Origin of the sequence: Amphritea sp. HPY, assembly GCF_050870985.1 — a bacterium.
GTDB lineage: Bacteria > Pseudomonadota > Gammaproteobacteria > Pseudomonadales > Balneatricaceae > Amphritea.
Map to the genome: position 1 here is coordinate 4,891,749 of NZ_CP194015.1, position 25,100 is coordinate 4,916,848.

Annotated in this window: 19 protein-coding genes and 1 pseudogene; 12 read left to right on the forward strand and 8 right to left on the reverse strand. The window is 51.2% G+C overall.

Annotated elements, in window-relative coordinates:
- The first annotated feature begins 105 nt into the window (after positions 1-105).
- The 7 genes from ACQUQM_RS21715 to flgL all read left to right on the forward strand — a co-directional run bounded on the left by ACQUQM_RS21715 (position 106) and on the right by flgL (position 7,970).
- The gene (locus ACQUQM_RS21715) at positions 106-849 is read left to right on the forward strand and encodes a flagellar basal body rod protein FlgF (RefSeq protein ID WP_432471956.1); all 744 of its coding nucleotides are present in this window, start codon (positions 106-108) and stop codon (positions 847-849) included.
- A 68-nt stretch (positions 850-917) separates the two neighbouring features.
- On the forward strand, positions 918-1,703 hold the full coding sequence (gene flgG / locus ACQUQM_RS21720) for a flagellar basal-body rod protein FlgG (protein WP_432471957.1): 786 nt from the start codon (positions 918-920) through the stop codon (positions 1,701-1,703).
- A 26-nt stretch (positions 1,704-1,729) separates the two neighbouring features.
- Positions 1,730-2,407: a flagellar basal body L-ring protein FlgH gene (flgH, locus tag ACQUQM_RS21725; RefSeq protein WP_432471958.1), complete on the forward strand. Its 678-nt coding sequence runs from the start codon at positions 1,730-1,732 to the stop codon at positions 2,405-2,407.
- Positions 2,408-2,426: 19 nt separating this feature from the next.
- On the forward strand, positions 2,427-3,530 hold the full coding sequence (locus tag ACQUQM_RS21730) for a flagellar basal body P-ring protein FlgI (RefSeq protein WP_432471959.1): 1,104 nt from the start codon (positions 2,427-2,429) through the stop codon (positions 3,528-3,530).
- An 8-nt stretch (positions 3,531-3,538) separates the two neighbouring features.
- Entirely contained in the window at positions 3,539-4,639 is a 1,101-nt protein-coding gene (gene flgJ, locus ACQUQM_RS21735) for a flagellar assembly peptidoglycan hydrolase FlgJ (RefSeq protein ID WP_432471960.1), read from the forward strand.
- 84 nt (positions 4,640-4,723) lie between these two features.
- Positions 4,724-6,718 (forward strand): flagellar hook-associated protein FlgK, encoded by a 1,995-nt coding sequence (gene flgK, locus ACQUQM_RS21740; RefSeq protein ID WP_432471961.1) that lies wholly within the window; start codon positions 4,724-4,726, stop codon positions 6,716-6,718.
- Between the two features lie 25 nt (positions 6,719-6,743).
- Positions 6,744-7,970: a flagellar hook-associated protein FlgL gene (gene flgL, locus ACQUQM_RS21745; protein WP_432471962.1), complete on the forward strand. Its 1,227-nt coding sequence runs from the start codon at positions 6,744-6,746 to the stop codon at positions 7,968-7,970.
- Positions 7,971-8,043: 73 nt separating this feature from the next.
- On the opposite strand, the gene ACQUQM_RS21750 is transcribed toward flgL, so the two are convergent.
- From ACQUQM_RS21750 to ACQUQM_RS21775, 6 genes and pseudogenes are all read right to left on the reverse strand, one after another.
- Positions 8,044-8,394, reverse strand: coding sequence for a hypothetical protein (locus ACQUQM_RS21750; RefSeq protein WP_432471963.1), 351 nt, complete (start codon positions 8,392-8,394; stop codon positions 8,044-8,046).
- A 4-nt stretch (positions 8,395-8,398) separates the two neighbouring features.
- On the reverse strand, positions 8,399-8,812 hold the full coding sequence (gene fliS / locus ACQUQM_RS21755) for a flagellar export chaperone FliS (protein ID WP_432471964.1): 414 nt from the start codon (positions 8,810-8,812) through the stop codon (positions 8,399-8,401).
- 105 nt (positions 8,813-8,917) lie between these two features.
- A complete protein-coding gene (gene fliD, locus ACQUQM_RS21760) occupies positions 8,918-10,330 on the reverse strand; it encodes a flagellar filament capping protein FliD (protein WP_432471965.1) in 1,413 nt (470 codons plus the stop codon).
- A gap of 48 nt (positions 10,331-10,378) precedes the next feature.
- Positions 10,379-10,750 carry a flagellar protein FlaG gene (locus tag ACQUQM_RS21765; RefSeq protein ID WP_432471966.1) on the reverse strand — a complete coding sequence of 124 codons (372 nt, stop codon included), beginning with the start codon at positions 10,748-10,750 and terminating at the stop codon, positions 10,379-10,381.
- Positions 10,751-10,825: 75 nt separating this feature from the next.
- Positions 10,826-11,251 (reverse strand): flagellin, encoded by a 426-nt coding sequence (locus ACQUQM_RS21770; protein ID WP_432474863.1) that lies wholly within the window; start codon positions 11,249-11,251, stop codon positions 10,826-10,828.
- Positions 11,252-11,416: 165 nt separating this feature from the next.
- Positions 11,417-12,352: pseudogene (locus ACQUQM_RS21775) on the reverse strand (flagellin hook IN motif-containing protein); the annotation flags it as partial.
- A 397-nt stretch (positions 12,353-12,749) separates the two neighbouring features.
- Between ACQUQM_RS21775 and ACQUQM_RS21780 the strand changes: the two are divergent.
- From ACQUQM_RS21780 to ACQUQM_RS21800, 5 genes are all read left to right on the forward strand, one after another.
- Positions 12,750-14,210 carry a sigma-54 interaction domain-containing protein gene (locus ACQUQM_RS21780; RefSeq protein ID WP_432471967.1) on the forward strand — a complete coding sequence of 487 codons (1,461 nt, stop codon included), beginning with the start codon at positions 12,750-12,752 and terminating at the stop codon, positions 14,208-14,210.
- 10 nt (positions 14,211-14,220) lie between these two features.
- Positions 14,221-15,369 carry a sensor histidine kinase gene (locus ACQUQM_RS21785; RefSeq protein WP_432471968.1) on the forward strand — a complete coding sequence of 383 codons (1,149 nt, stop codon included), beginning with the start codon at positions 14,221-14,223 and terminating at the stop codon, positions 15,367-15,369.
- Between the two features lie 3 nt (positions 15,370-15,372).
- The gene (locus ACQUQM_RS21790) at positions 15,373-16,746 is read left to right on the forward strand and encodes a sigma-54-dependent transcriptional regulator (RefSeq protein WP_432471969.1); all 1,374 of its coding nucleotides are present in this window, start codon (positions 15,373-15,375) and stop codon (positions 16,744-16,746) included.
- Positions 16,747-17,042: 296 nt separating this feature from the next.
- Positions 17,043-18,995, forward strand: coding sequence for an acetate--CoA ligase (acs, locus tag ACQUQM_RS21795; protein ID WP_432471970.1), 1,953 nt, complete (start codon positions 17,043-17,045; stop codon positions 18,993-18,995).
- A 187-nt stretch (positions 18,996-19,182) separates the two neighbouring features.
- Entirely contained in the window at positions 19,183-19,848 is a 666-nt protein-coding gene (locus ACQUQM_RS21800; RefSeq protein ID WP_432471971.1) for a response regulator transcription factor, read from the forward strand.
- A gap of 120 nt (positions 19,849-19,968) precedes the next feature.
- Here ACQUQM_RS21800 and ACQUQM_RS21805 read toward each other — a convergent pair whose 3' ends face one another.
- Positions 19,969-20,718 (reverse strand): trypsin-like serine peptidase, encoded by a 750-nt coding sequence (locus ACQUQM_RS21805; protein WP_432471972.1) that lies wholly within the window; start codon positions 20,716-20,718, stop codon positions 19,969-19,971.
- A 130-nt stretch (positions 20,719-20,848) separates the two neighbouring features.
- Entirely contained in the window at positions 20,849-24,775 is a 3,927-nt protein-coding gene (locus tag ACQUQM_RS21810; protein ID WP_432471973.1) for a hybrid sensor histidine kinase/response regulator, read from the reverse strand.
- Positions 24,776-25,100 lie beyond the last annotated feature (325 nt).

The window sequence follows — 25,100 nt, forward strand, 5'->3', positions numbered from 1 at the left end:
CACAGGCATTGCATTTTACTCTGTAACAAGTTTTTTCAGGCTAAAGCGGCAACGGTTAACCGCTTCTGTTGCCGCTTAACAGCCCGGTGGCTAAAGAGGGATGGTATGGACAAAGTATTATATCTGGCAATGAGTGGTGCACGGGAAACGATGCGCTCCCAGCAGGCCCATGCCAGTAATCTGGCCAATGCCACGACCACGGGCTTTAAGTCAGATTTTGCTCAGGCCCGGGCGATGCAGGTGTATGGCGAAGGCCACGCCTCCCGGGTTTATGCTATGGCTGAAAGACCGGGTACTAATCTGTCAACCGGCACTCTGATTCAAACCGGGCGGGAGCTGGATGTAGCGATCGGCGGCGAAGGCTGGATCGCCGTAATGGATGCTAACGGTAAAGAAGCCTATACCCGGTCCGGTGAATTGCAGGTAAACCAGTTTAACCAACTGGTTACCGGCGGAGGCCGTGCGGTAATGGGTAATGGTGGTATCCCTATCACCCTGGCTCCCTTTGAAAAACTCGATATCAGCGGTGATGGCACTATCACCATCCGGCCTTTAGGCGAGGGTGCTGCGGAACTGGCGGTGCTGGATCGGATTAAGCTGGTTAAAGACCAGGATGGTAGTCTGTTCAAAGGTACTGATGGCCTGATGCATACCGGCAATAACCAGCCGCTGCCACTGGCAAATGATGTCCAGCTGCGGGCTGGTTATCTTGAATCCAGCAACGTTAACTCAGTGACTGAGCTGACCTCAATTATTGAACTGTCCAAGCAGTTTGAGATGCAGGTCAAAATGATGAAGAACGCGGAAGAGAACTCCTCAGCGGCGGCCAAGATATTACAGCTTCAGTGATATTGCTAATGATAAGACTGAAGTAAGAACAGGAATTTGAACGTAAATAGGTTCAGCGGAGAATAAGCATGCACGGTGCTCTATTTGTAGCAAAAACAGGCCTTAGTGCCCAGGATACCGCGCTTAAGGTGGTGTCAAATAATCTGGCCAACGTCAGTACCGTCGGTTTTAAGAAAGACCGTCCGGTGTTTGAAGATCTGATGTATCAGATTCAACGCCAGCCTGGTGCGCAAAGCGCTGAAGGCTCACAACTGCCTTCTGGCCTGCAACTCGGCTCCGGTGTGCGGGTGGTAGGCACCCAGAAACTGTTCACGGGGGGGGAGCTGCAAACCACCGGTGAAGCTTTTGATATCGCTATCGCCGGGCGGGGCTTCTGGCAGGTAACGCTGCCCAACGGTGATACCGGTTATACCCGTCACGGCCAGTTTCAGCTCAGTGCCGATAATGAAATAGTGACCGCCGAAGGCTATCTGCTGGATCCGGGTCTTACCCTGCCGTCAGAAGTGCTTTCGATGACGGTCGGTGTTGATGGCGTGGTCAGTGTGGTGACTGCCGGAGACCCGGCTGGGCAACAGATAGGTCAGCTGCAACTGGCTGATTTTGTTAATCCACAAGGTTTGCAGGCGCTGGGGCAAAACCTGTTTATGGAAACTTCAGCCAGTGGTACCCCGGTGTTGAGTAATCCGGGGGAAGGCGGCACAGGACAGCTGCGGCAGGGGATGTTGGAAGGCTCTAACGTCAATGCGGTGGAAGAGCTGGTGAATATGATTACTACTCAGCGGGCCTACGAAATTAACTCAAAAGTAATCTCTACAGCGGATCAGATGCTGTCCTTCGTGACACAGCAGCTGTAACGGTCGCCTGAAGGGGAGATAGAACGATGCAACGGTTATTAATTCTGATTATCGGTACGCTGCTGGCACTGACCGGGTGTGTTAATACGCCGCCGAAGCCGGATAATCCTCATTTTGCACCGATCCGGCCGCAGGCGCTGCAGGCGCCGCGGGAGGTTACCGGCTCTATCTATAACGCTGCAACCAGCAATAACCTGTATGGCGATGGTCGTGCCCATCGCGTCGGAGATATTCTGACCATAGTGCTGCAGGAAAGTACCCAGTCTTCGAAGCAAAATAAAACCAGTGTGGATAAAGAGAATACCCAGACTCTGAGCGCACCGACGCTTTTTGGTCAGGGAGTGGATGTGTTTGGTCGTCCTCTAAGTGCCAGCCTCCCTACCTCCACTACTGAGTTTGAGGGTGAAGGTAAGTCGGATATGAGCAACAGCCTGAACGGCAATATTACGGTCACTGTGCATGACGTTCTGCCCAATGGCCTGTTGATTGTTAAAGGTGAAAAGTGGCTGACCCTGAACCAGGGGGATGAGTATATCCGTGTCAGCGGAATGGTCAGACCGCAAGATATAAGCAGCGCTAACACCGTGGCGTCAACCCAGCTTGCCGATGCCCGGATCACATACAGTGGGACCGGTGCGGTACATGATTCTAACGCGATGGGCTGGCTGGCGAAGTTCTTTGTCGGGCCGTTGTGGCCATTTTAAGGGCCGAAGGAGAAAAGTGATGAAACGTTTCTGGATTACAGCTCTGCTGCTTTCGCTGATCAGTACTACTATCAGCACGACAGTGCTGGCTGAACGGCTTAAGGATCTGACCACTGTTGCGGGCGTGCGTGGTAACCAGCTGGTGGGCTATGGTCTGGTGGTTGGTCTCGACGGTACCGGAGATAAGACCTCTTTTACCTCGGCTACGTTCCGCAACATGCTGAATAACTTTGGCGTGGCAATACCGGCAAATATTAACCCTTCGTCAAAGAATATTGCCGCCGTCGCGGTTCATGCCGATCTGCCGCCGTTTGCCAAGCCAGGTCAGGTAATTGATATTACAGTGTCGTCTATCGGCGATGCCAAAAGCCTGCGCGGCGGAAGCCTGATTATGGCACCACTGAAAGGTGCTGACGGCCAGGTTTATGCAGTAGCCCAGGGCAATATGGTGGTCTCCGGTTTCGGTGTACAGGGGGCGGATGGCTCCCGCTTATCGTTGAATGTACCTAGTGTCGGTCGTATTCCGGGAGGTGCGACCGTCGAGCGTACAGTACCTAATGCATTTGGCCAGGGCGATAGTCTGGTACTGAACCTGAATCATCCTGATTTTACCACCTCGCGCCGGGTTGCTGAGCAGATTAATAGCTTGCTTGGGCCGAACATGGCGCAAGCTCTGGACGCAACCTCAATCAGAGTTGCCGCGCCGCGGGATCCTTCACAGCGGGTGTCATTTGTATCGGTATTGGAAAACCTGCAGGTTCAGCCCGCGCAAGAGGTAGCAAAAGTTATTATCAACTCGCGCACCGGTACCATCATCATTGGCCAGAATGTGCGGGTCTCGCCGGTGGCTATCACCCATGGCGGCATGACAGTCGCTATTACAGAGGACCTGGATGTAAACCAGCCAGAAGCGTTGTCGGGTGGTGAGACTGTAGTAACACCGCGTACCGGGATTGAAGTCGATGAAGGCAGTGGTCATATGTTTGAGTTTTCTCCGGGCGCGTCTCTGCAGGATATTGTCGAAGCGGTCAATCAGGTGGGCGCTGCGCCGGGGGATCTGATGGCGATCCTTGAAGCTCTGCGCCAGGCCGGTGCCCTGAAAGCCGAACTGATAGTGATCTGAGGTCTGATATGAAAACTGATCCGAGTCAGCATGCTCAGCTATATACCGAACTGAGCGAGATGCAAAAGCTGCGGCAGCAGGCAAAAAATAATGATCCGGCAGCATTGCAGGCGGTGGCGGAGCAGTTTGAGCAACTGTTCCTGAATATGCTGATGAAAAGCATGCGCGAAGCAAATGCCAGCTTCGCCGAAGACAGTTACTTCAACAGCTCCCAGGTGCAGTTCTTTCAGGATATGGCGGACAGTCAACTGACCAAAGATATCGCCGAGAATAAAGGTTTTGGTCTGGCAGAAATATTAGTGCATCAGCTGGGCGGCAAGATCGATTCACGGGCGGCGGATAACGAACAGCCAATAAAACCGTTGTCAGAATCGGAACGGATGTTAAACCGCACGGTGGATTCCGCAGCCAGTATGGCAGCATCGGCAATCCTGGGCCAGGCGCAGGCCGATGCTCGACTGCAGACCCGACAGCAAGTCGGTATTGAAAATGCTGTATCAGCGCCAGAGCAAAGTGTGGCGGCTAGCCCGAACACCACTGCGAATGTTTTGACGAGCAGCCCGGCAGATAAACCGCCAGTAGCCAGACTTCCGGATCGTTTCGAATCGCCAGAAGCGTTTGTACAGGCATTATTACCTATGGCAGAAGGGGTAGCCCGGGAGCTGGGCGTTGATCCTAAAGTATTGCTGGCTCAGGCAGCGTTAGAAACCGGTTGGGGTCGTTATCTGGTGCAAAAGCCGGAAGGTGGTACCAGCTTTAATCTGTTCAATATTAAGGCAGACAGTCGCTGGAGTGGTGATCGTGCCCAGGTTGGAACGGTGGAGTTCCGTGACGGGATAGCGCAAAAAGAGCGGGCTGCATTCCGGGTGTATGACTCATACGAGCAGAGCTTTCGTGATTATGCCGACTTTCTGAGCAACAGTTCGCGCTATGAGGGGGCTTTGCAGCAGGCGGCAGATCCTTACCGCTACCTTACTGGTTTGCAGGAGGCAGGCTACGCCACCGATCCCAAGTATGCAGAAAAGATCAGCAAAATATTTGATGGGGATATTCTGGCTGGCGTTAGTCGCGGGTCTGAAACTAAAGGACCTGAAACTAAAGAAAGTTAGCCGTTGGCCGCTAATTAACGGAGTAAAAGGTGAAACCTGTCTGCTCCCTGCTATTGCCGATAGAGTGTTCCCGGGAGTTAAAGTATGTCCAGTTTCAATTTGTTAAGTATTGGTAATCAGGCGCTGCAAGCCAACCAGAATGCGTTAAATACGGTTGGCCAGAATATCAGTAACGTTAATACCCCTGGTTATAGCAGGCAGGTTGCCAACTTTGTTAGTCGGGAAAACCTTTCCGGTTCCTACATTAATGATATAGAACGTGTCGCCGATGATTTTATGACCCGCCAGGTCTGGTCTGATACGTCAAATTATAGCTATTACCAGAAGCTGGAAAGCTTTGCTAACGAGCTGGATAACCTGCTGGCGACAGAAAACACCAGTTTGTCTTCGGCGATGAATGAATATTTCGGTGCCCTGCAGAGTGCTGTGGATGATCCTACTTCACTGCCTAACCGTCAGCTGTTTCTGGCTCAGGCCGGAGCCTTGGAGAATCGGATCAGTGGTTTGCATGAAAGCCTGACCCGGCAGAATGAATCGATCAACGTGCAGCTCGACAGCACCGTAGCCCAAATCAATAATATTGTTCCGTATATCGCCAGCCTGAATGATCAGGTCGCCAAAAATAGTGCGTCAGATACGGTGCCGAACGAGGTGCTTGATCAGCGAGATCTGTTAATTGAGGAGTTGTCAGGTTTTATCGATATCACCACTTCGGTGGGCTCTAACGGTTTAGTGGATATCTATATTGGTGAAGGGCAGCCGCTGGTGGTCGGTACTAATTCCAATCGTCTGGTGTCTATTCAGGGCAGCCCGGATCCTTCGAAAAATGATATAGCACTGGATATCGGTTCCACCCCCAATGTGATTACTGATCGTATTAAAGGAGGCTCCCTGGGCGGCCTGCTGGAGTACCGTGAATCTAACCTTGCCAATGCGACTAATGAGCTGGGTCGGGTGGTGATGGCTTTTACTGAAACCATGAATGAACAGCATAAGCTGGGCGTGGATCTGGATGGCGATCTTGGCGGTTTGCTGTTTAAAGATATTAATGACCCGGAATTGGTGGCTAATCGAGTTAATGGTTCGAGCAGTAATGGCGGCACGATTCAGCAGACTAAGGTTGAAATAACGGATGTTTCGGCGTTAAAGGCTTCCAGTTATAGCTTGATCTTTAATAGCAGCGATAACTTCACTCTAATCCGCAATCAGGATGGTCAGCAGACCAACCAAAGCGCCTTTGGTGCGGCTGAGGCCAGTGCCAATGATGTTGATCAGGACGGTGAGTACTTCTGGGATAAAAGCAGCAATGAGCTGATAGTTCAGGTCGAAGGCTTTAAGCTTACGTTAGATGGCCAGACCGCGTTCGTCGGTGGTGACAGCTATCTGATCGAGCCGGTCAGTAACGGTGCATTTGATTTTGCCGTAGCGATGACTGACCCGCGTGATCTTGCTTTGGCGTCGCCTTTGGCGGGTAGTTCATCTATCAATAATACCGGTACCGGTTCGATCGAAATTAACGTTACCGATACCTCTGCCACAACCTTCAGCACCGCTGCTGGGGTAATGACTCCAGCTATCGATATCAGCTTTAGTACTGGCGGCTCAGGGCTCGAATATACGATTACCGAGCAAGGTACCGGTACCGTTATTACACCCGCAACGGCTTATGTGGCTGGCGCAGCTATTATGCTTAATGGCTACGAAGTGACCATCAGTAACTCGCCGGCGGCTGGCGATACTTTTAGTGTTAATTTTAATACCAATGGCGTGTCGGATAATCGCAACGCCCTGGCGATGTCTGATCTGCAATTTGCCAAGGTTGTTGAAGGTGCCTCTTATCAGGGGGTCTATGCCAAGCTGGTGGAGCAGGTCGGTAGCGAAACTAAAGTGGCCCAGTCCAATACCCTGGCCAGTCAGGCTGTGTTGAATGTCAGTATCGATCAACGGGCTTCGGTCAGTGGCGTAAATCTGGATGAAGAAGCGACTAAGTTGATACAGTACCAGCAGGCTTATTCAGCCTCGGCGAAGCTGATCAGCGTATCCCAGACAATTTTTGATACATTGCTGCAGAGCGTATAGCGTCTGTAATAATGAGGTTTAGTCTATGAGAATCTCGACCGCACAGGTTTTTGCAAAAAGTGCCGAAAGCCTGAATAGCACCAGTAACAGTCTGTTTAAAATACAGCAACAGTTATCGACCGGTAAAAAAATATTACAGCCGTCGGATGATCCTTTGGCGTCAGCACAGATTCTGAAGCTGACTCAGGAGGTGGAAAAAACCGAACAGTATCAAAGTAATATTGATATTTCCCGGCGCCGCATCAGCCTTGAAGAAACCACGCTTAATGCGATCAATACCGCCACCCTGCGGGTTAAAGAGCTGGCAATACAAGCCAACAGCGGAGCGGTGTCAGATACCGATCGCACGCTGATTGCTAATGAGCTGAAAGAGGTTGAAAAAGAGCTGCTGGGCCTGATGAACACTAAAGATGTTCAGGGGGAATACCTGTTCTCGGGGTATAAGGGGTTTGAGGCCGCTTATAGTTATGATGGAGCTTCCGACAGCTATGTCTATAACGGCGACGAGGGCCGGCGTTCTATTCAGGTTGGTTCTGATAACAAAGTGGTATCGACCGATACGGGTTTTGAAATTTTTGAGAAAGTGCCAGGTGTTCTGACGCTTACGGCAACGGCGGGAACTGAGTTTTCTGAACGGATAATTACCGATCATACGGCGTTTCAGAAATTCACCGATGATCTGGGGCCGGCAACTATCAATTTTGATACGGGGGCAGGTACTTATTCGGTGACTGATAAAAATGGAGATCCGGTGTTCAGTGGTAATCCGGCAGCCGAGCTGACAGGTATCGCCTATCAGCCGGGTGATGCCATTGAATTTGAAGGCGTTCGTTTGGTTATCGATAACCCAGCGGATGGTGCGCTAGTGTTAGGAACTGAAGAGCAGCGCGAGAATGTGCTGAATATGGTGCATAATCTGGCGGCTTCTCTATTGAGTACCAATACAGCCGGTGCCGAAGGGAATAATAAACTCGATGAAGCGGTCGACCGGGCGTTGCTGCTGATGGAAGGCATCCAGAACAAGAATATCGAAGCCCGGGGTTCAATTGGTGGGCGGATTAATGCGCTTGATCACCAGCAGGATGTGAATGAAGATTTTCTGCTGTTTACCAAAGAAGCGCGCTCCGCGTTTGAAGATCTGGACTACAACGAAGCGATCAGTGAATTTGCTCTGCAGCAGACATCGCTGAATGCAGCGTATTCCAGTTTTGCTAAGATCCAGGAGCTGAGCTTGTTTAACTTTATTCGTTAAACTGATAGGTCAGACATAAAAAAACCGGCTTTTGCCGGTTTTTTTGTTGCGAGTGTAAAGCCGCTGATCTGGGTTAAATATCCTGAGTCTGACGGTAGGCGTTGATGCTGCGTCCGGCTTTTTTACTTTGGCTGGACTGCAGTAGCAGGCCTTGCCGTTTGTTTGTGACGACCTCAGTCAGCTGTTTGTGATTGTGTTGTAGTAGCTCGATCTTTGGCTGTAGTTCGGTCACATCGGCGGCGCTAAGCTCGCTGAAGGGCAGCTGTCGGATCGCTGAATCCTGTTTCGGGATCAACTGATTGAGACGTTCGGTTGCATCTTCACTGTCATCCCGCAATACGGCATAAATTTCAGACTGGAGGGCCTGGATGATAACAAACAGATCCAGCCAGCGTTGTCGGGAAGAGCTTCTGCTTTCGGTCATTTGGCTATTTTTCAACCGGGCTCTGGGTATTGTGGTGCTCCGTCGGAATCTGTTCCCAGGAGGATTTGATATCCAGTAGCAGAGAAGTGACTTCGTTTAACTTTTCCTGGGAAGACTGAACATTTGCCTGTACTAACTGATCCGCCATGTAGGTATAAAGGTTATCCAGATTCTGCGCGATCTCATTGCCTTCAGTCGTTGTCAGGGATGCCTGTAGACCACCGACAATAGAGATGGCCTTGCTGATGCTGGTACCTTTCAGTTCAAGATCTTTGCGCTCAATAGCACCTTTTGCAGTAGCGATGCGTTCCAGAGCGCCATTCATCAGCATAAGAACCTGCTGGTGGGGTGTGGCGTTAGCCAGTGCTGAGTTCAGGCCAACTTTCTGATACTGCTTCATGCCTAAGTGGCGATTCATGGTTAATCCTTAAAATAATAGTTATGCACAATACTTGTAGCGTAAAGAGGTGGACTGAGTATTGTCGTGAATGGTGTCTGCCGGTAAGTAATATCGGTAACTTAATTAGTCTTTTTTTACCACGCCGGGCAAATTATCTAAAGCGGATGTCAGCCACTGTCCGGTGGAGTTTAGCTGGTTGACTAACAGGTCCATTGCGTTGAATTGCTTAAACAGTCTGGCTTCCAGTTTGGCTGATTTAAAGTCCAGCTTTTCCCGCTCTTCCGTAAGACCTTCAAGTTTATTGTTGATCGAATCCGTTCTGCTATCAAATGTGCCACTGCTCTTAAGGTAATTTTCAAGAATGGTATCAACCTTCTGAGCCACACCAATGTCCTCCCCAGAGAACAGTGTGGTAACGCCAGCGTAGTCATCATTCAGTGCAGTATCTAATTTATCGCTATCAAGTTTAAATGTTCCATCAGCTTCGGTAGTGATGCCGATAGATGACAGCGAGGTGTAACTACTGGAAGAGTTGCTGATTTGGCTGGTGAGCGCGTTGCGAATCTGTGATTGCAGATTGTTAACCAGTGAGTCGCCGAGCAATGCGCCTGCTGCATTGGTTTCACTGTTATAGCTGGTTTGCTGGTTGATCAGAGTGATCAATTCATTATAGCCATCAACAAGCGTCGAAATCTGGTTTTTTATAGCGCTGCTGTTTTCACTGATCGACAGGGTAATAGGTTCGCTCGCATTGCTCTCTTTCAGGGTGATGGTCGCATTGGGTATGACATCTTCAATTGTATTGGTGGCACTGGTCATCGGTTGACCATCGACACTGAATACAGCATCGGCCGCGGCAATTACTTGATCGTAATAGCCTGTCACATCACCTTTGTTCGGGTCAGATGCATTTGGTGTTGCAGTGCCTGAGTTGTAATCATAAATATCCAGATCACCGCTGGTGTCAGTGCCAGTGATCGTCAGCTCATTGGCCGTCCCGGTTTCATCGGTACTGAATACCAGTCGCTTATCGCCATTTACTACCAGAATGGTGGCAGTAACACCGATATTATCCTCGGCATTGTTGATCGCATCGCGCACGTCTTCAATGCTGGCGTTGTTATTGCTGTCTAGTGTTACGGTAAAGCTATCATTGGCATTGGCAAATTCCAGCGTACCTTCGCTTATCACATAGTCCTGTTGGGTCACCAGTTTCTGAGCAGTTGCCAGGCTGGTGATCTCCAGCGAGTAACTGCCGGCCGCTGCATCATTATCGGCTGTGAAGCCTGCAATTGCAGAGTCCGATGATGAGGCGCTTCTGTTACTGAACGTTGACGCGTCTTTTAAACCGCTTAATTTGCTCTGGAAGTCTGATAGTGCTCCTTTCAGAATGCCAACGGCAGAGAGCTCGGTCTGGAGCGAGGCTTCTTTTCGGGCGAGACTGTTCAGGGTTGGTTGACGTTCAGCAGCGACCAGATCAGGAACAATTGTCTTGATGTCGATGCCGGAGCCTATGCCCGGTGATGAAAGGGCCATGGTAGCCTCCTGTTACAGCTCTCTGGGGAAACGAAGCGGGAAGGCGGGTCAGGCCTTCTCGCTGAACAGCAGATTATTCATCTGCTCTATGTGCTTACTGATCTCGATAAAGTCTTCCGATGGAATCTGGCGTACCAGTTCATCGTTGGACGTATCGATGACCTTGATTATGGTCTGTCCTGCGGCAATATCAACAGAGAAGTTGAGGGTGCGCTTGAACTGGGACATAAAGTCATTAATGGCAGCAACGGTTTCGTGAATCGCTTCAGCACTCTGTTCGGATAATTCTGCCGGGCTAGGCCCTTCCGGCTTCTTCACTACAGGCTGTTGCTGTGTTTGTTGCGCCTGCTCAGTGAGCTGAGTTTCGGTAGCAGGTTTAACACTGGCCTGAGCGGATGTGACTTGCATTTCACCAGCCATGATAGAACTCCTTCTCAGATTAAAAAGGCGGGCAAAGCCCGCCCTTTCAGTTTTTCTTAATTAAAACCAAATTGCTTATTGCAGCAGGGACAGCACACCCTGTGGCAAGGTATTCGCCTGTGCCAGCATCGCAGTACCGGCCTGTTGCAGAATCTGGTTTTTAGTCAGGTTCGCAGTTTCAGCGGCGAAGTCGGCATCCATGATACGGGATCGGGCAGCAGAGACGTTCTCACTGATACTGGTCAGGTTAGAGATAGTGCTATCTAAACGGTTCTGCACCGCACCTAGGTCTGCACGCTGCTCGGCGATAAATGCTAAAGCGTTATCAATGACAGTCAGAGCTGAGTTCGAGCCAGTTTGAGTGGCGATGTCTACATCGGCTACTGAGCTAAGGGCTGCATCCAAGCCATTTGCATTATTGGACAGCGTGGAGGAAGTGCCCTGGTCAGAGGTTACAGTGAAGTCAGCTGCTGCAGAGAAAGTAACGGTGCCCGATACCATCAGCGCCTCATCTGAGACTGCGCCGGTAGTATCACCGAAAGAAGTAGTAGTGACTGTGCTGCCGTCATTGCCAACAGTTTTCGCGCCCAGAATATCTGCGTCAGCAGTGGCATCATCATTGTTAACATTGGTCAAACCAATGTTATAGCCCTGACTATTAGTCAGTGTAACTGTCGCAAGATCTGATGATAGTGTTGCCGTAATTCCTGTTGAATCGCTTTCTGCATTTATCGCATCAGCTACATCAGTAAGGTCGCCTGTGTCATTAACGGTAACGCTGAAGGTTTTGGCGGTACCAACATTATTGGCTGCTGTAGTATAAGAACCTAAAGTCAGTTCCAGAGTATCACCGTTCGCCAAGTCTGCGCCTGAGGTAATATCAACTGTTGTCGAAGCTGTAGCGGTGACCCCGGTATCTGTACCATTAACCTTATCGGCTAGCTCCTTAGCAGAATCTGTTGCAGCAAAAGTTACATTCTCGGAGCCATTAGGACCTGCAACGGTGATTGCTTCTGCGGTACGGCCAAGGTCTCCTAAAGTAGCGCTGCCCGCAACATCAATGCCAGTGTTACCTTCAGAGGCAGTGCTATATGCTCCCATGTCGGTTGCTGCAGATGACTTGATGCTTACATTAATTGTTTGGTCTGCATTGGCGCCCACATGGAATTTCGCTGCGGTGAAAGACCCGTCCAGAATGTTCTTGCCGTTGAAGGTAGTACTTTCCGAAATGCGGTTCAGCTCGGATTGCAGCTGCGCAACCTCTTTCTGCAAGTTAGCACGGTCAGATGCGCTGTTAGTATCGTTGGCAGACTGGATTGCCAGCTCACGCATACGTTGCAAAATATTGGAAGATTCCTGCAGAGCGCCTTCAGCTGTTTGTGCCAGAGAGATTCCATCATTAGCGTTACGCACAGCCTGATTCAGGCCACGGATCTGGGAGGTCATACGATCGGAGATCGCAAGGCCGGCAGCGTCATCTTTAGCGCTGTTGATACGCAGACCAGAGGACAGACGTTGCAGAGATGTCTGCAGGTCGTTCTGAGATTTGCTCAGGTTGTTTTGAGCATTCAGGGATGCAACGTTTGTGTTAATTACGGCCATTTTCTTATCTCCTTTACCTGATCAGCTTGGTTGTCCCCTGACCGGTACTTCTGAGCTTGGGGTAGCGTTGGCTACCTTCTTAGAATTTCTTAACGTGGAAGGGTTAACGGCGCTCGGTTTTTAAACTTTAGGAAAAAGATTTCGTTTTTCGTGAAGTTTTGAAAAGCCCTTGAATACTGGGCTTTACAGGCGATTTAATGATTACCCATTTTGTGTATTTGCCTATATCGTGGATATCTTTAGAAGTAAAATGGAGGCGTTCCTGGGGCATAGTTTTACTGCAGAATGATAGCGTCAAAAAAATAGCAGGTTATTTGGTTGTAATCTAAATTGCGATGTCATAAATTTGACGTGTGTGGTTTTTGCTCAATCGACCGGAGCCGGGAAATACAGGGTTATGACCAATCCATTGCACCTTATATATATAGATGACGACAGTCGGGCCCGTACTGAGCTTGCCGGGCGGCTCAGTTTTGCCGGTATTAGTCATTCGGTAACGGACTATGTGGCGTGGTTGCAGGGCGGCATACAAGAGCTGCCATCGCGGTTGACGGTGATCTGGCTGGGGCATTGTTCGCTGCCGATCTCACTGGAAAAACTGATGCAGCAATTTGTCGAGCTGGATCAGCAACTGCCACTGATCGCCATCACCCCCTGGGATGAGCTGGATAGCCTGAATCCGAAATTGCAGGACCGGATCATCGGTCGCCTCAATCCAGATGCCAGCCTGGATCAGCTGACCCGGATGTTGCACCGGGCGCTGGTTTACCGTCAGCTGGAACAGCAGATCGCCGGTCAGCCGGATCTGTTTTCGCCGAAAACCGTCGCCAGTCAATTTGAAGGTATGGTTGGACAGTGCGCTGCTATGGCGCTGGTACGCAAGATGATCAGCCAGGTGGCCGGGCGGGATGTCAATGTGATGATTACCGGTGAGAGTGGTACCGGTAAAGAGATCGTCGCCAATAATCTGCATCGGGCATCAAAGCGCGCCGATGGGCCTTTCGTACCGGTTAACTGCGGTGCTATCCCCTCTGAATTATTAGAAAGCGAGCTGTTTGGCCATGAGAAAGGCGCCTTTACCGGTGCTATTTCCAGCCGTGCCGGTCGTTTTGAGCTGGCTAACGGCGGCACCCTGTTCCTCGATGAGATCGGCGATATGCCGCTGACCATGCAGGTTAAATTGCTGCGGGTGTTGCAGGAGCGCTGTTTTGAACGGGTCGGTGGCAGTAAAACGATCGAGTGCGATGTACGGATTATCGCCGCCACCCATAAAGACCTTGATGCGATGATACTGGATGGCAGTTTTCGCGAAGACCTTTATTACCGGCTCAATGTCTTCCCTATCGATATGCCAGCGTTGCGTGATCGGGTGGAAGATATTCCGCTGCTGGTGGAGGAATTTGCCCGACGGCTGGGTGAGGATGGCTTCGGTCGTTTGCGCTTTCATCCATCGGCGATCAGCTCGATGCAACAGCATAACTGGTCGGGCAATATTCGGGAACTGGCTAACCTGGTGGAGCGGTTGGCGATTCTTTATCCCGATGGGGTGATCGGTATCAGCGAGCTGCCGGCCAAGTTTCAACATGGTGTTGAGCCCGACCCGGAAATTTATCAAACAAGAGAAACGTCCAGTCAGAGCACTGCGGTGTTACCTGACGCGAATTCAGATAGTGACAGGTCCCTGTTGCCGGAAAGCGGCCTGGATATGAAAGGTTATCTGGAAGGTATTGAGCAGGATCTGATCGAACAGGCGCTTGAAGCTTGTGGTCATGTGGTCGCCCGGGCGGCGGATAAGTTGCAGATTCGACGCACTACTCTGGTCGAAAAAATGCGTAAGTACGGCATTCAGCGTAAGTAATACAGGTCTTATGAACAGTTCACAGAACACAAAAGCAGCAGTAACTGACTCGGAAACTGATCCAGAAACTACGATCGCCGATCTGCAAGCTCAGGTGGCCGGGCTGCAGCAGCAACTCGCCGCGATGCAACAGGCCGATGAAGCCCGTCAGCAAGAGCATCATCAGCTTTCAGGGCGAATGGAAAATCTGCTTAATCTGTTGCCTGCGGGCATTATGGTGGTGGATAACCGGGGGTTGGTTGCATTGTGTAACAGCGCCGCTGAATCATTGCTGGGTTCACCATTGCAGGGGGAGAAATGGCTTGCGGTGATAAATCGTAGCTTTGCCCCGCGCAGTGATGACGGTCATGAGGTGTCGCTGAAAAGTGGTCGCAGGGTGAGCTTGCAAACCCGCTCACTGGAAAATGAAACCGGGCAACTGGTGATGCTGACCGATCAGACCGATACCCGCTTATTGCAGGGGCGTCTGGCGCATTATCAGCGATTATCCGAGATGGGGAGAATGATGGCGTCGCTGGCGCATCAGGTGCGTACCCCGCTATCAGCCGCGCTGCTTTACGCCAGCCATCTGATGAAACCGGAGCTAAGGGCGGATCAACGGATCAATTTTGCCGGCAAAGTAAAATCCCGGCTTGAGACTCTGGAATTGCAGGTCAGGGATATGCTGGTATTTGCCCGGGGTGAAACCCGGCTGGAAGATAAGCTGACGTTGGCGCAGCTGTTTCGAGAACTGGAAGATGCGCTGGATATGCCGCTGCTGTCCTGGGATGCCGACTGTGAATGCCTGAATCAGGTACCGGATCAGACACTGCAATGTAATAAGGAATCGCTGCTGGGGGCAATTATGAACCTGGTGAATAACAGTTTGCAGGCGGTAGGCAAAGGTGCCGAACTGGTTATTACGGCAAAGCTGGAAGCTGACATGCTGTGCATTGAGGTGCAGGATGACGGGCCGGGAATGGATCAGGCAACCTGCGCCAAAGTGCTGGAGCCTTTTTACTCGACTAAGTCGCACGGTACCGGTCTGGGGCTTGCGGTTGCGCAGGTCGTTGCGCGGGCGCACCACGGTGAGTTTCGACTACAGTCAGAGCCTGGCGTTGGCACCCGGGCGGCGTTTCTCATCCCTTATGTAAAAGATAATAACGGGCAGGCTGAATAGATTATGAGCACACAGATTCTTGTCGTGGAAGACGATGCCAGTTTGCGCGAAGCGCTGGTGGATACCCTTGAACTGGCCGGCTTTGGTTATGTGGAAGCCGAGTCCGGTGAGCAGGCGCTGGAGCTGATTGCCGAACATCCGGTGGATATGGTGGTCACTGACGTCAATATGGGGGGGATGGATGGACATCAGCTGCTGGAAAAAATACAGCAGAATCAGCCCTGCCTACCCGTTATGCTGATTACCGCTTATGGCCAGGTGAACAAAGCGGTCGATGCGATTCGCAGTGGCGCGGTGGATTATCTGATGAAGCCTTTTGCCCCGGAAGCACTGATTGAGGTGGTAAAACGTTTCACCGGTGCAGAGATCGATCAGAAAGAAAATGCTAAGCCGATCGCAGAAGAGCCAAGTAGTAAGCAGTTACTTCAGGTGGCAAGAAGGGTGGCTGAAACCGATTCTACCGTATTGATTACCGGTGAGAGCGGAACAGGTAAAGAGGTGCTGGCGCAGTATATTCATGCCCACTCCCCCAGAGCGGATAAGCCGTTTGTCGCGATCAACTGCGCGGCGATTCCTGAGAACATGCTTGAGGCTACATTGTTTGGTCATGAGAAAGGTGCTTTTACCGGAGCGTATGCCAGTAACCCGGGTAAGTTTGAGCAGGCTAATGGCGGAACTATATTGCTGGATGAAATCTCAGAGATGGATCTTGGCCTGCAAGCGAAACTGTTGCGGGTGTTGCAGGAGCAGGAAGTAGAGCGGGTTGGCGGCCGCAAGGTTATTCACCTTGATGTGCGGGTGCTGGCGACGACTAACAGAAAGCTGGAAGAGTATGTCACGGAGAACAAATTCCGTGAGGACCTCTATTACCGGCTCAATGTGTTTCCATTGCAATGGTTACCGCTGCGCGAGCGCAGGGCTGACATCGTACCCCTGGCGAGCCGCTTACTGGCTAAGTATTCGGTGAAGATGAATCGTACTTCGGTATCGCTGAGTGATGAGGCGCAGCAAACCCTGCAGGCGTTTGACTGGCCCGGTAATGTGCGTGAGCTGGATAACGTGATGCAGCGGGCGCTGATCTTGCAGCAGGGAGCGTTGATTGGTGCTAATGACCTGCATATTCAGCCCGGCAGTATTCAAAGTGCCGATATTTCGGCACGATTATCCCAGGACAGGTCAGCGGAAGATGACGGTGGCCAGTTAGGGGCCGATATGCGGCTGCATGAATTTCAACTGATCGTTGATACTTTGCGGGCAACTAACGGCAGCCGTAAAGAGGCTTCTGAAAAGCTGGGCGTCAGCCCCCGGACTTTACGCTATAAACTGGCAAAAATGCGTGAATCGGGTATCGACCTGGATGCAGAACTGCAAAGCTGATCTATTCTTAATTCAGGCTCGGGCGAGCTGTCCGAGCGTTCATATTGGCTGTTTTATACGCCTTAGGTCGTAGGTTTTTGCCGTTCTACGACTAATGGCCTGTGCCGGATAGACCAATGTCTAATTTAGTCAGAAATGGTCGATTAGGTATAAATCTATACCAGAAATAAACCTCGTTTGACTCACCGCGAAAAAACAACAATAACGGCTGAGCAGAGATAGGGAGTCGTGATTGCATGAAGTACCGCTCACGATTACTGCATAACAAGAATATATAACAAGCTAAGGGCATCATAATGAGCGATTCTAAGGTATATCCAGTAAGCCAGGAGATGGCTGCATCTGCACATATTGATAATGAAAAATATCTGGCGATGTATGAGCAGTCAATTAACGATCCGGATGCTTTCTGGGGAGAGGAAGGTAAGCGACTGGATTGGTTCAAGCCATACACTAAGGTTAAGAACACCTCTTTTGATCCGCACAATGTTGATATCCGTTGGTTTGAAGACGGTACCCTGAACGCATCCTACAACTGTCTTGATCGTCATCTGGAAACACGCGGTGATCAGGTTGCGATCATCTGGGAAGGCGACGACCCGAGCGAATCCGAAAATATTACCTACCGTGATCTGTACGAGCGCGTTTGTAAGTTTGCCAATGCACTGAAATCCCAGGGCGTTGAAAAGGGTGATGTGGTTACCCTGTATATGCCGATGATCCCTGAAGCGGCGGTTGCTATGCTGGCCTGTACCCGTATCGGTGCGGTGCACTCTATTGTATTCGGTGGTTTCTCTCCGGAAGCACTGGCTGCGCGTATTGAAGGTGCTAACTCTAAAGTAGTCGTGACTTCCAACTACTCGCTGCGTGCGGGTAAGTCCGTACCACTGAAAGCGAATGTTGATAAAGCTCTTGAGCAGGACGGCGCTAAAGCCTGTATTGAAAGTGTAATCGTTGTTAAGCGTGTCGATCAGGATGTTGCCTGGAACGACAACGTTGACGTTTGGTACGAAGATCTGGTGGCTGATGCCTCTGCTGAATGCGCTGCTGAAGAGATGGAAGCGGAAGCGCCGATGTTCATCCTTTACACCTCCGGTTCTACAGGTGCTCCGAAAGGTCTGAAGCATACTACCGGTGGTTACATGGTGTATGCGGCGATGACCCATGAGTACGCATTCGATTATAAGGATGGCGATATCTACTGGTGTACTGCCGACGTTGGTTGGGTAACCGGTCACAGCTATATCGTTTACGGCCCGCTGGCGAACGGCGCGACCTCGCTGATGTTTGAAGGTGTGCCAAGCTATCCGGATAACAGCCGTTTTGGTCGTGTTATCGAAAAACATAAAGTTAATCAGTTCTACACGGCGCCAACGGCGATCCGTGCACTGATGCAGCAGGGTGAAGACGTTCTGGGTGATTCCGACCTGTCCAGCCTGCGTATTCTGGGTTCTGTAGGTGAGCCGATCAACCCTGAAGCATGGGAATGGTATTACCGTATTGTCGGTCAGAACCGTTGCCCTATCGTTGATACCTGGTGGCAGACTGAAACCGGCGGCATGATGATTCTGCCTCTGCCTGGCGCTACGCCTGCTAAGCCGGGTTCTGCAACTCGTCCGTTCTTCGGCGTACAGCCAGCGTTGCTTGATGCCGAAGGTAAAGAGTTGGAAGGTGCGGTTGACGGTAACCTGGTATTGAAAGACTCATGGCCGGGCCAGAGCCGTTCTATCTGGGGCGATCATGAGCGCTTTATCCAGACCTACTTCTCCACTTACAAAGGTGTTTATACCACCGGTGACGGCGCCCGTCGTGACGAAGATGGTGACTACTGGATTACCGGTCGTGTTGATGACGTAATCAACGTCTCCGGCCACCGTATGGGTACTGCCGAAGTTGAATCTGCACTGGTTGCCCATGAAGCCGTTGCTGAGGCTGCGGTGGTAGGTTATCCACATGAGATTAAGGGTCAAGGGATCTACGTGTACGTCACTCTGCAGTCCGGTTTTGAACAGTCTGATGAGCTGCTCAAAGAGCTGCGTCTGCACGTACGTTCCGAGATCGGTCCAATCGCATCTCCGGATCTTATTCAGTTCGCGCCAGGTATGCCTAAGACCCGTTCCGGTAAGATCATGCGTCGTATTCTGCGTAAGATTGCTGAGGATGATTTCGGTGCATTGGGTGATACTTCTACCCTGGCCGATCCGTCGGTTGTTGACGATCTGATCGAGCACCGCATGAACCGTAAGTAATTGTTTTCCGGGCGTCTACCTGGGCACAATTAATCTGCTCCCTCCCGGTTTTTAAGCCGGGGGGGAGTTTTGCGTTTAAAGTGGTGGTACTATTTAATTAAGTGCAATACTAATAAAAGTAGAGAAGTGCATCATTGATGTGCCTGAAGGCCGGTGCTGTCGGCAGGTGCAGAGGGAGATTAGCTGAATGCAATTGGCGCAGAAGATAATTATTGCGGATGACCATCCGTTATTTCGGGCTGCTCTTAAGCAAGCTGTAACTCAGGCTGTTCCAGGTGTGGAGATCGTAGAAGCGGACTCCCTGGTGGCTGTACAGGAGGCGGTGGATACTCACTCCGATGCTGATCTGGTGTTGCTGGACCTGCATATGCCGGGCACTAATGGTTTTACCGGACTGGTTTTTCTGCGGGGACAAAACCCCGGCATCCCGGTGGTGGTGGTTTCCGGTAGCGAGCAAACACAGGTGATGAAGCGGGCGATCGATTACGGCGCGTCGGGCTTTATTCCGAAATCCTCACCGTTGGAAGTGATTGCTGAAGCGATAAGGGTTGTTCTTGAAGGGGAAGTCTGGCTGCCGCAGGATATCGCTGATAATTTTGATGATGTACCGGAAGAGGATCAGAAGTTTGCTGCTAACCTGGCTTCTCTGACACCACAACAATTCCGGGTACTGACTATGCTGACCGAAGGCTTGTTGAACAAGCAGATCGCCTACGAGCTGAGCGTGTCAGAAGCCACTATCAAAGCCCATGTCACGGCAATTCTGCGCAAGCTGAGTGTACACAGTCGTACCCAGGCTGTTATACAGGCGCAGCGTCTTGGTGTAGAGCCACCGAAGACTGAGCTTGGTTAAGCCTGATTAGTGGCTAGACCGCCGAACAAGTTCGGCTTGCTAGACGCAGCAAAAAGCGCTGCTTGCTAGTGGCTAGAAAAAGCTAAACAAATAAAACCGCCTGCAGGCGGTTTTTTTTGTTTATTCTCCGATAATAAATCTACGGAAGTTCTTGCTGGTTACTACCAGGCTTTTGTTGGCGTTTGTCCTGCCGCGATGGATGCCAACCAGAGACCATTTGTCTTTGTTTCGTATCAGCACCGGTCCGCCGGAATCGCCGCTGATGGTGTGGCAGCTGGTTTGGATTATTTTTCCGTTGTCGTACGTTTTGTCTACCCGGCAGTTTCGTTCTACGGTGAGCACAAATTCCCTGTCTGCCCGGTAGCCGGTTTGAATGATATTCTGACCAGGGCTTACTTGTGCAGCTAAGGGCAGGAATCCCAGTGACTTACCGATCGGTTTGGCGAGTTTAATTAACGCCCAGTCGTGTTCCAGCGCTTCAGGGTTGGTTAGTGTCCTGGGTGAGAAACCATCGGCGATCTCATATGAGACCGCGTTAGCGTAATCCTGATAGCTCTCTTTTTCAGCGCCAGCAACAAATGTGACATATTGTGCCGGAAACCATCGGTCAGTGCTGCGGTTCCACAGGCAGTGGGCTGAAGTAATAACCGTATCTTTGGCAACCAGAACCCCGCTGCAGTGACCCCGGCCGGCCAGATTGACCCGGCCAATTGTCCGCCAGGGGTAATCACTGCTGGAGACCCATTTTCTCTCTTGTGGATAACTTACAGGTGCCACCTGCTGCCAGTCAGTCCCGCCTTTATCTATATCTGCGGCATTGCATATAGAACTGATAAGCAGATTGAGTAGCAGTATTGGAATTAGCTTCATTAGGTAACCCGTACTGTTTTTCGCTTTCGTTTTTTCTAACCACTAGCAGTTGCGTAGCAACGTTCTAGCTAGCCGAACTTGTTCGGCGGTCTGGACTGACTGAGCGCTTTGCGCTCAGTCAGTCATGCGCTCAGGCTTTCGTGCTGGCGATCATCTTGTTGATCATCGCCCGCAGTGCAGCAGGTTTGATCGGTTTAGTCAGTAGTTGCGCTTCGGATTGTGCTATCTCTTCCTTTACGGTATCGGTGCGGTCGGCAGTGATCACAACAGCCGGGATCGGCTTGTGCCATAGTTCGCCAAGTTCCTGCAGTGCCATAATGCCGGTACGGGTTTCGTCAAGATGATAGTCGGCGAGAATGATATCTGGAATGAACTCCTGTTCGACAACTTTCTGCCGGGCTTCGGCAGCTGAGATGGCGGTCAGGGTTGAGCAGGACCAGCCCTGTAGCAGGGCTGACATGCCTTCCAGAATTTTTGGTTCATTGTCTATTACCAGAACTTTGATCCCCTCGAGCCCTTTGCTGCGGATCCAGCCGCGTTTCTCAGGACGGGATTTGATCGCCTTGTCTTTCTCGCCCAGCGGTACACTGACGCTGAAAACGGTACCGCTGCCTGGCCATGAACGCACGTTGAGCGTGTGCTTAAGCATTCGGGCAATACGCTCAGTGATTGCCAGACCCAGACCTAAGCCGTCGACCTGTGAGTGTTTCGGGTTATCGATGCGCCGGAACTCTTCGAACACCTCGCCAAGTTTATCTTCTGGTATGCCTACGCCGGTATCCCAGACTTCAATACGCAGGTTGTTGCCCCGGCGGCGACAGCCCAGCAAAATTGTTCCTTGCTGGGTATAGCGGATCGCATTGGACAGGAAATTCTGCAATATCCGGCGCAACAGTTGTTGGTCGGAGTGCACTACCTGGCTGCATTTGACGTTGTGGAACTGTAACTGTTTTTCATCAGCCAGGGCGGTGAATTCCGCGTTAAGGTTGTCAAACATCGCGTCGATACTGAAGTGGCTTAAGTTGGGCTCAAGTGCGCCGGCATCAAGCTTAGATATGTCGAGAATGGTTGTTATCAATCCTTCTGCCGCTTTCAGTGAGCCGTCCAGGTTATCTACCAGTTGTTCTGTCTCTGAAGTGTGCCGCTGTTGTGCCAGGGCTGAGGTGAACAGGCGGGCGGCGTTAAGGGGTTGTAACAGGTCGTGACTGGCTGCTGCAAGGAATCGGGTTTTGCCCAGGTTGGCGGCTTCAGCGTCGGCTTTTGCCTGGCGTAACTCATCCTCTATCAGGGCTCTGATAGTATTTTCTTTGCGTAGCTCTTTGTTGACTACAGATAGTGTATGGGTTCGTTCCCGTACCCGTTGTTCCAGGTTTTCGTTGGTTTCCTGCAGGGCGACTTCTGCTATGCGACGTTCGGTAATGTCCTGGTACAGGGTGAAATAGCCCAGCATTTCACCCGCTTCGTTGGTGTGTGGGATGTAGGTGACTTCGGCATAACGGACAGAGCCATCCGGCGTGGGAAGCTCTGTTTCAAAGCGTTGCCGTTCGCCCTGGATGACTTTGCTGATGTATGGGCTGCGCTTATCGTAATCTTCCTGTGACAGAACGGTAACGCAGGGCGTACCGGCTATGGTGTGACGGTCTACGCCAAAGGTGTTGGCGTAGGCCTTATTAACAAACAGGTAGTTACGATTGATGTCGAGGAAGGCGATCAGGACCGGCACGTTATCGGTGTAGTTTCGGACATTCTGCTCGCTCTCTCGCAGAGCTTCCTGGACTTGTTTGTGCTCTGTTATATCCATGTAGGTATTAACAAAGCCGCCGTTGGGCATTTTGTTGCCACGTACTTCCAGCACCGTACCGTCCTGACGGTGGCGCTCGTATGAGTGGCGTTTGCCCGCGCGTAATACGTTGACCCGTTTGCGTACCTGATCGTCAACCGGACCTGAGCCGTACTCGCCTTTGGCTGCGTTGTAGCGGAACACTTCTTCAATCGGCCGGCCAACACAGATCAGGCCATCCGGATAGTCAAACATCTCGACATAGCGCCGGTTCCAGGCGACCAGGCGCATCTGCTGATCGACTACGCTGATACCCATAGTGATGTTTTCGATGGTTGATTGCAGCAGTGATCGGTTGAATCGCAGAGCCTGTGATGCTTCATCGACGATAGTTACCACGTCGCCGATCTGCATATCTTTGCCGCGCAGTGTCGAGGCCAGTACTATCCGGGCAGAGGATGCGCCGATGACACCGGCCAGCAGACGTTCGGTGAACTGAATCATTTCCGGGCTGGCACGGTCGCCAGATAGTGGTGGATCGATTCCCGCTTTCAGGGCGAAGCCGGTAAAGGCGTGCTGGGTCCGGCTGATACCAAGGAAGCGCTCGGTCAGGATCTGCAGGTCGCCGACGGTGGCGTGACTGAACACCCGGGAGGGTTCTGAAAGGTCTTTGTTGTAGACATCAACAAAAGCGCTTGCCTGAATCCGGTCCACCAAACGGGGTGAGGTGTAGCGGGAGATGAAGAAGTAAAGCAGAGCGTTGACGCTGACGCTCCAAAAGGCACCGTGGCTGAGCGGATCGAGACCGCTGAGGCCGAATAACTGCATCGGTTTAAGTTCCGGATAGCCGAACAGACCGGTCTCAATAAATCCGGAAGGGATTAGCCCTGCGCTGGCCATGGTTGGCAAAACCAGGGTGTAAAACCAAAGAATAAATCCGGCACTGAGTCCGGCCAGCATGCCGTAGCGGGAACCTGTTTTCCAGTATACCCCGCCGATGATGCCTGGCAGGAACTGTGCCGATGCGACAAAGGCCAGCAGGCCAAATGAAGCCAGGGTGCTCTGGTCACCCAGGATACGATAGTAAAAGTAGGCCATTATCATCAGGCAGATGATGGTGATGCGGCGAACTTTTAACAGCAGTGCGCCCAGGTCTTTGTTTTTCGAAAGTTTGAGCCATGAGATGCGAAACAGCAGTGGCATTACAATGTCGTTACAGACCATTGTTGCCAGCGTGATTGAAGCGACGATTACCATGCTGGTGGCTGCTGACAAACCGCCGATAAAGGCGAATGTCGCCAGGTCTTTATGTCCGGACTGGAGTGGCAGCATCAGCACGAAAGTATCGGCATTGGTCTGGCTGGGGTCGAACGAAGCCATACCCGCAGTGGCGAGTGGTAGCACGAACAGCGCCAGCAGGATCATGTAAAGAGGAAACATCCAGCGGGCGGTTTTCAGGTTGTTGACGTCGGTGTTCTCGACGATTGTTACGTGAAACTGACGTGGTAGACAGAGGATAGCTGCGCATGCCAGCAGAATCTCTGTGATAAAACTGTCACCCAGCGAGTTGCTGAAGTTTTTGTTGTAGCTGAGCTGATTACTGATGTTGAAAATGAGATCGTCAACGCCGTCAAATATTTCAAAGGTAACCAGTAATCCCACCGCCAGAAAAGCGGTGAGTTTGACTATGGATTCGAAGGCAACCGCTAATACCATGCCTTCATGGTGCTCTGTTGCATCGATATGCCGGGTGCCGAACAGGATGGCAAACACGGCCATCAGCAGGGCGACGAATAGTGCAGTATCGCTACCTTTGCTCATCGCCTCAGTTACGCCGGGAGCGATAGTGTCATAACTGATGGCGACCGCCTTAAGCTGCATTGCGATATAGGGGATGGTACCAAATACCGCAATGATCGTTACCAGAACTGCGAGAGCCTGGCTTTTGCCATAACGGGAGGATATAAAGTCGGCTATAGACGTGGTGTTTTGCTGCTTGCTGACCAGGATGATTTTTTCAATGATCCGCCAGCCGAAGATGAACACGATGGCGGGGCCAAGATAGGTTGCAAGAAATTCCCAGCCGGTAACTGAAGCCCGGCCAACGGCGCCATAAAAGGTCCAGGATGAGCAATAAATCGCCAGTGACAGGGAGTAGATGACCGGATTGCCGGCATAGGAGCGGCCTTTAGCACTGCGATCACCGAAATAAGCGATGGCAAATAAAAGGCCAACATAAGCCAGGGATATCAGGATTATTGAACCGCCGGAAAGCATCGTGTGGTCTACTCGCTTAAATCGAAGTTAAAAAACAGTGTAACCGATCTTGCATATAAGCCCCCTCAACGCAGTTCGTATTGAAAGCAACGTTGGCCCAAAACAAAACCGAAGCCTGCCGAAAATGCCAGAGAGATTCTGATTCTTGAGCCGCCGGAAAGCGTTCGGTGGTCTGTCCGCTATAACTAAAGTCGAAAAGTAAGTGTAACCGATCTTTGCGGGCCACCCAATTGCTCTTATACCTTTGTCTAGCGCTTTGAGTTTTAAAGATTTTTTAATATTGGCTGGAGCCTGCGTGAACTCTGGGATAGGGCTGTTTCGTTGG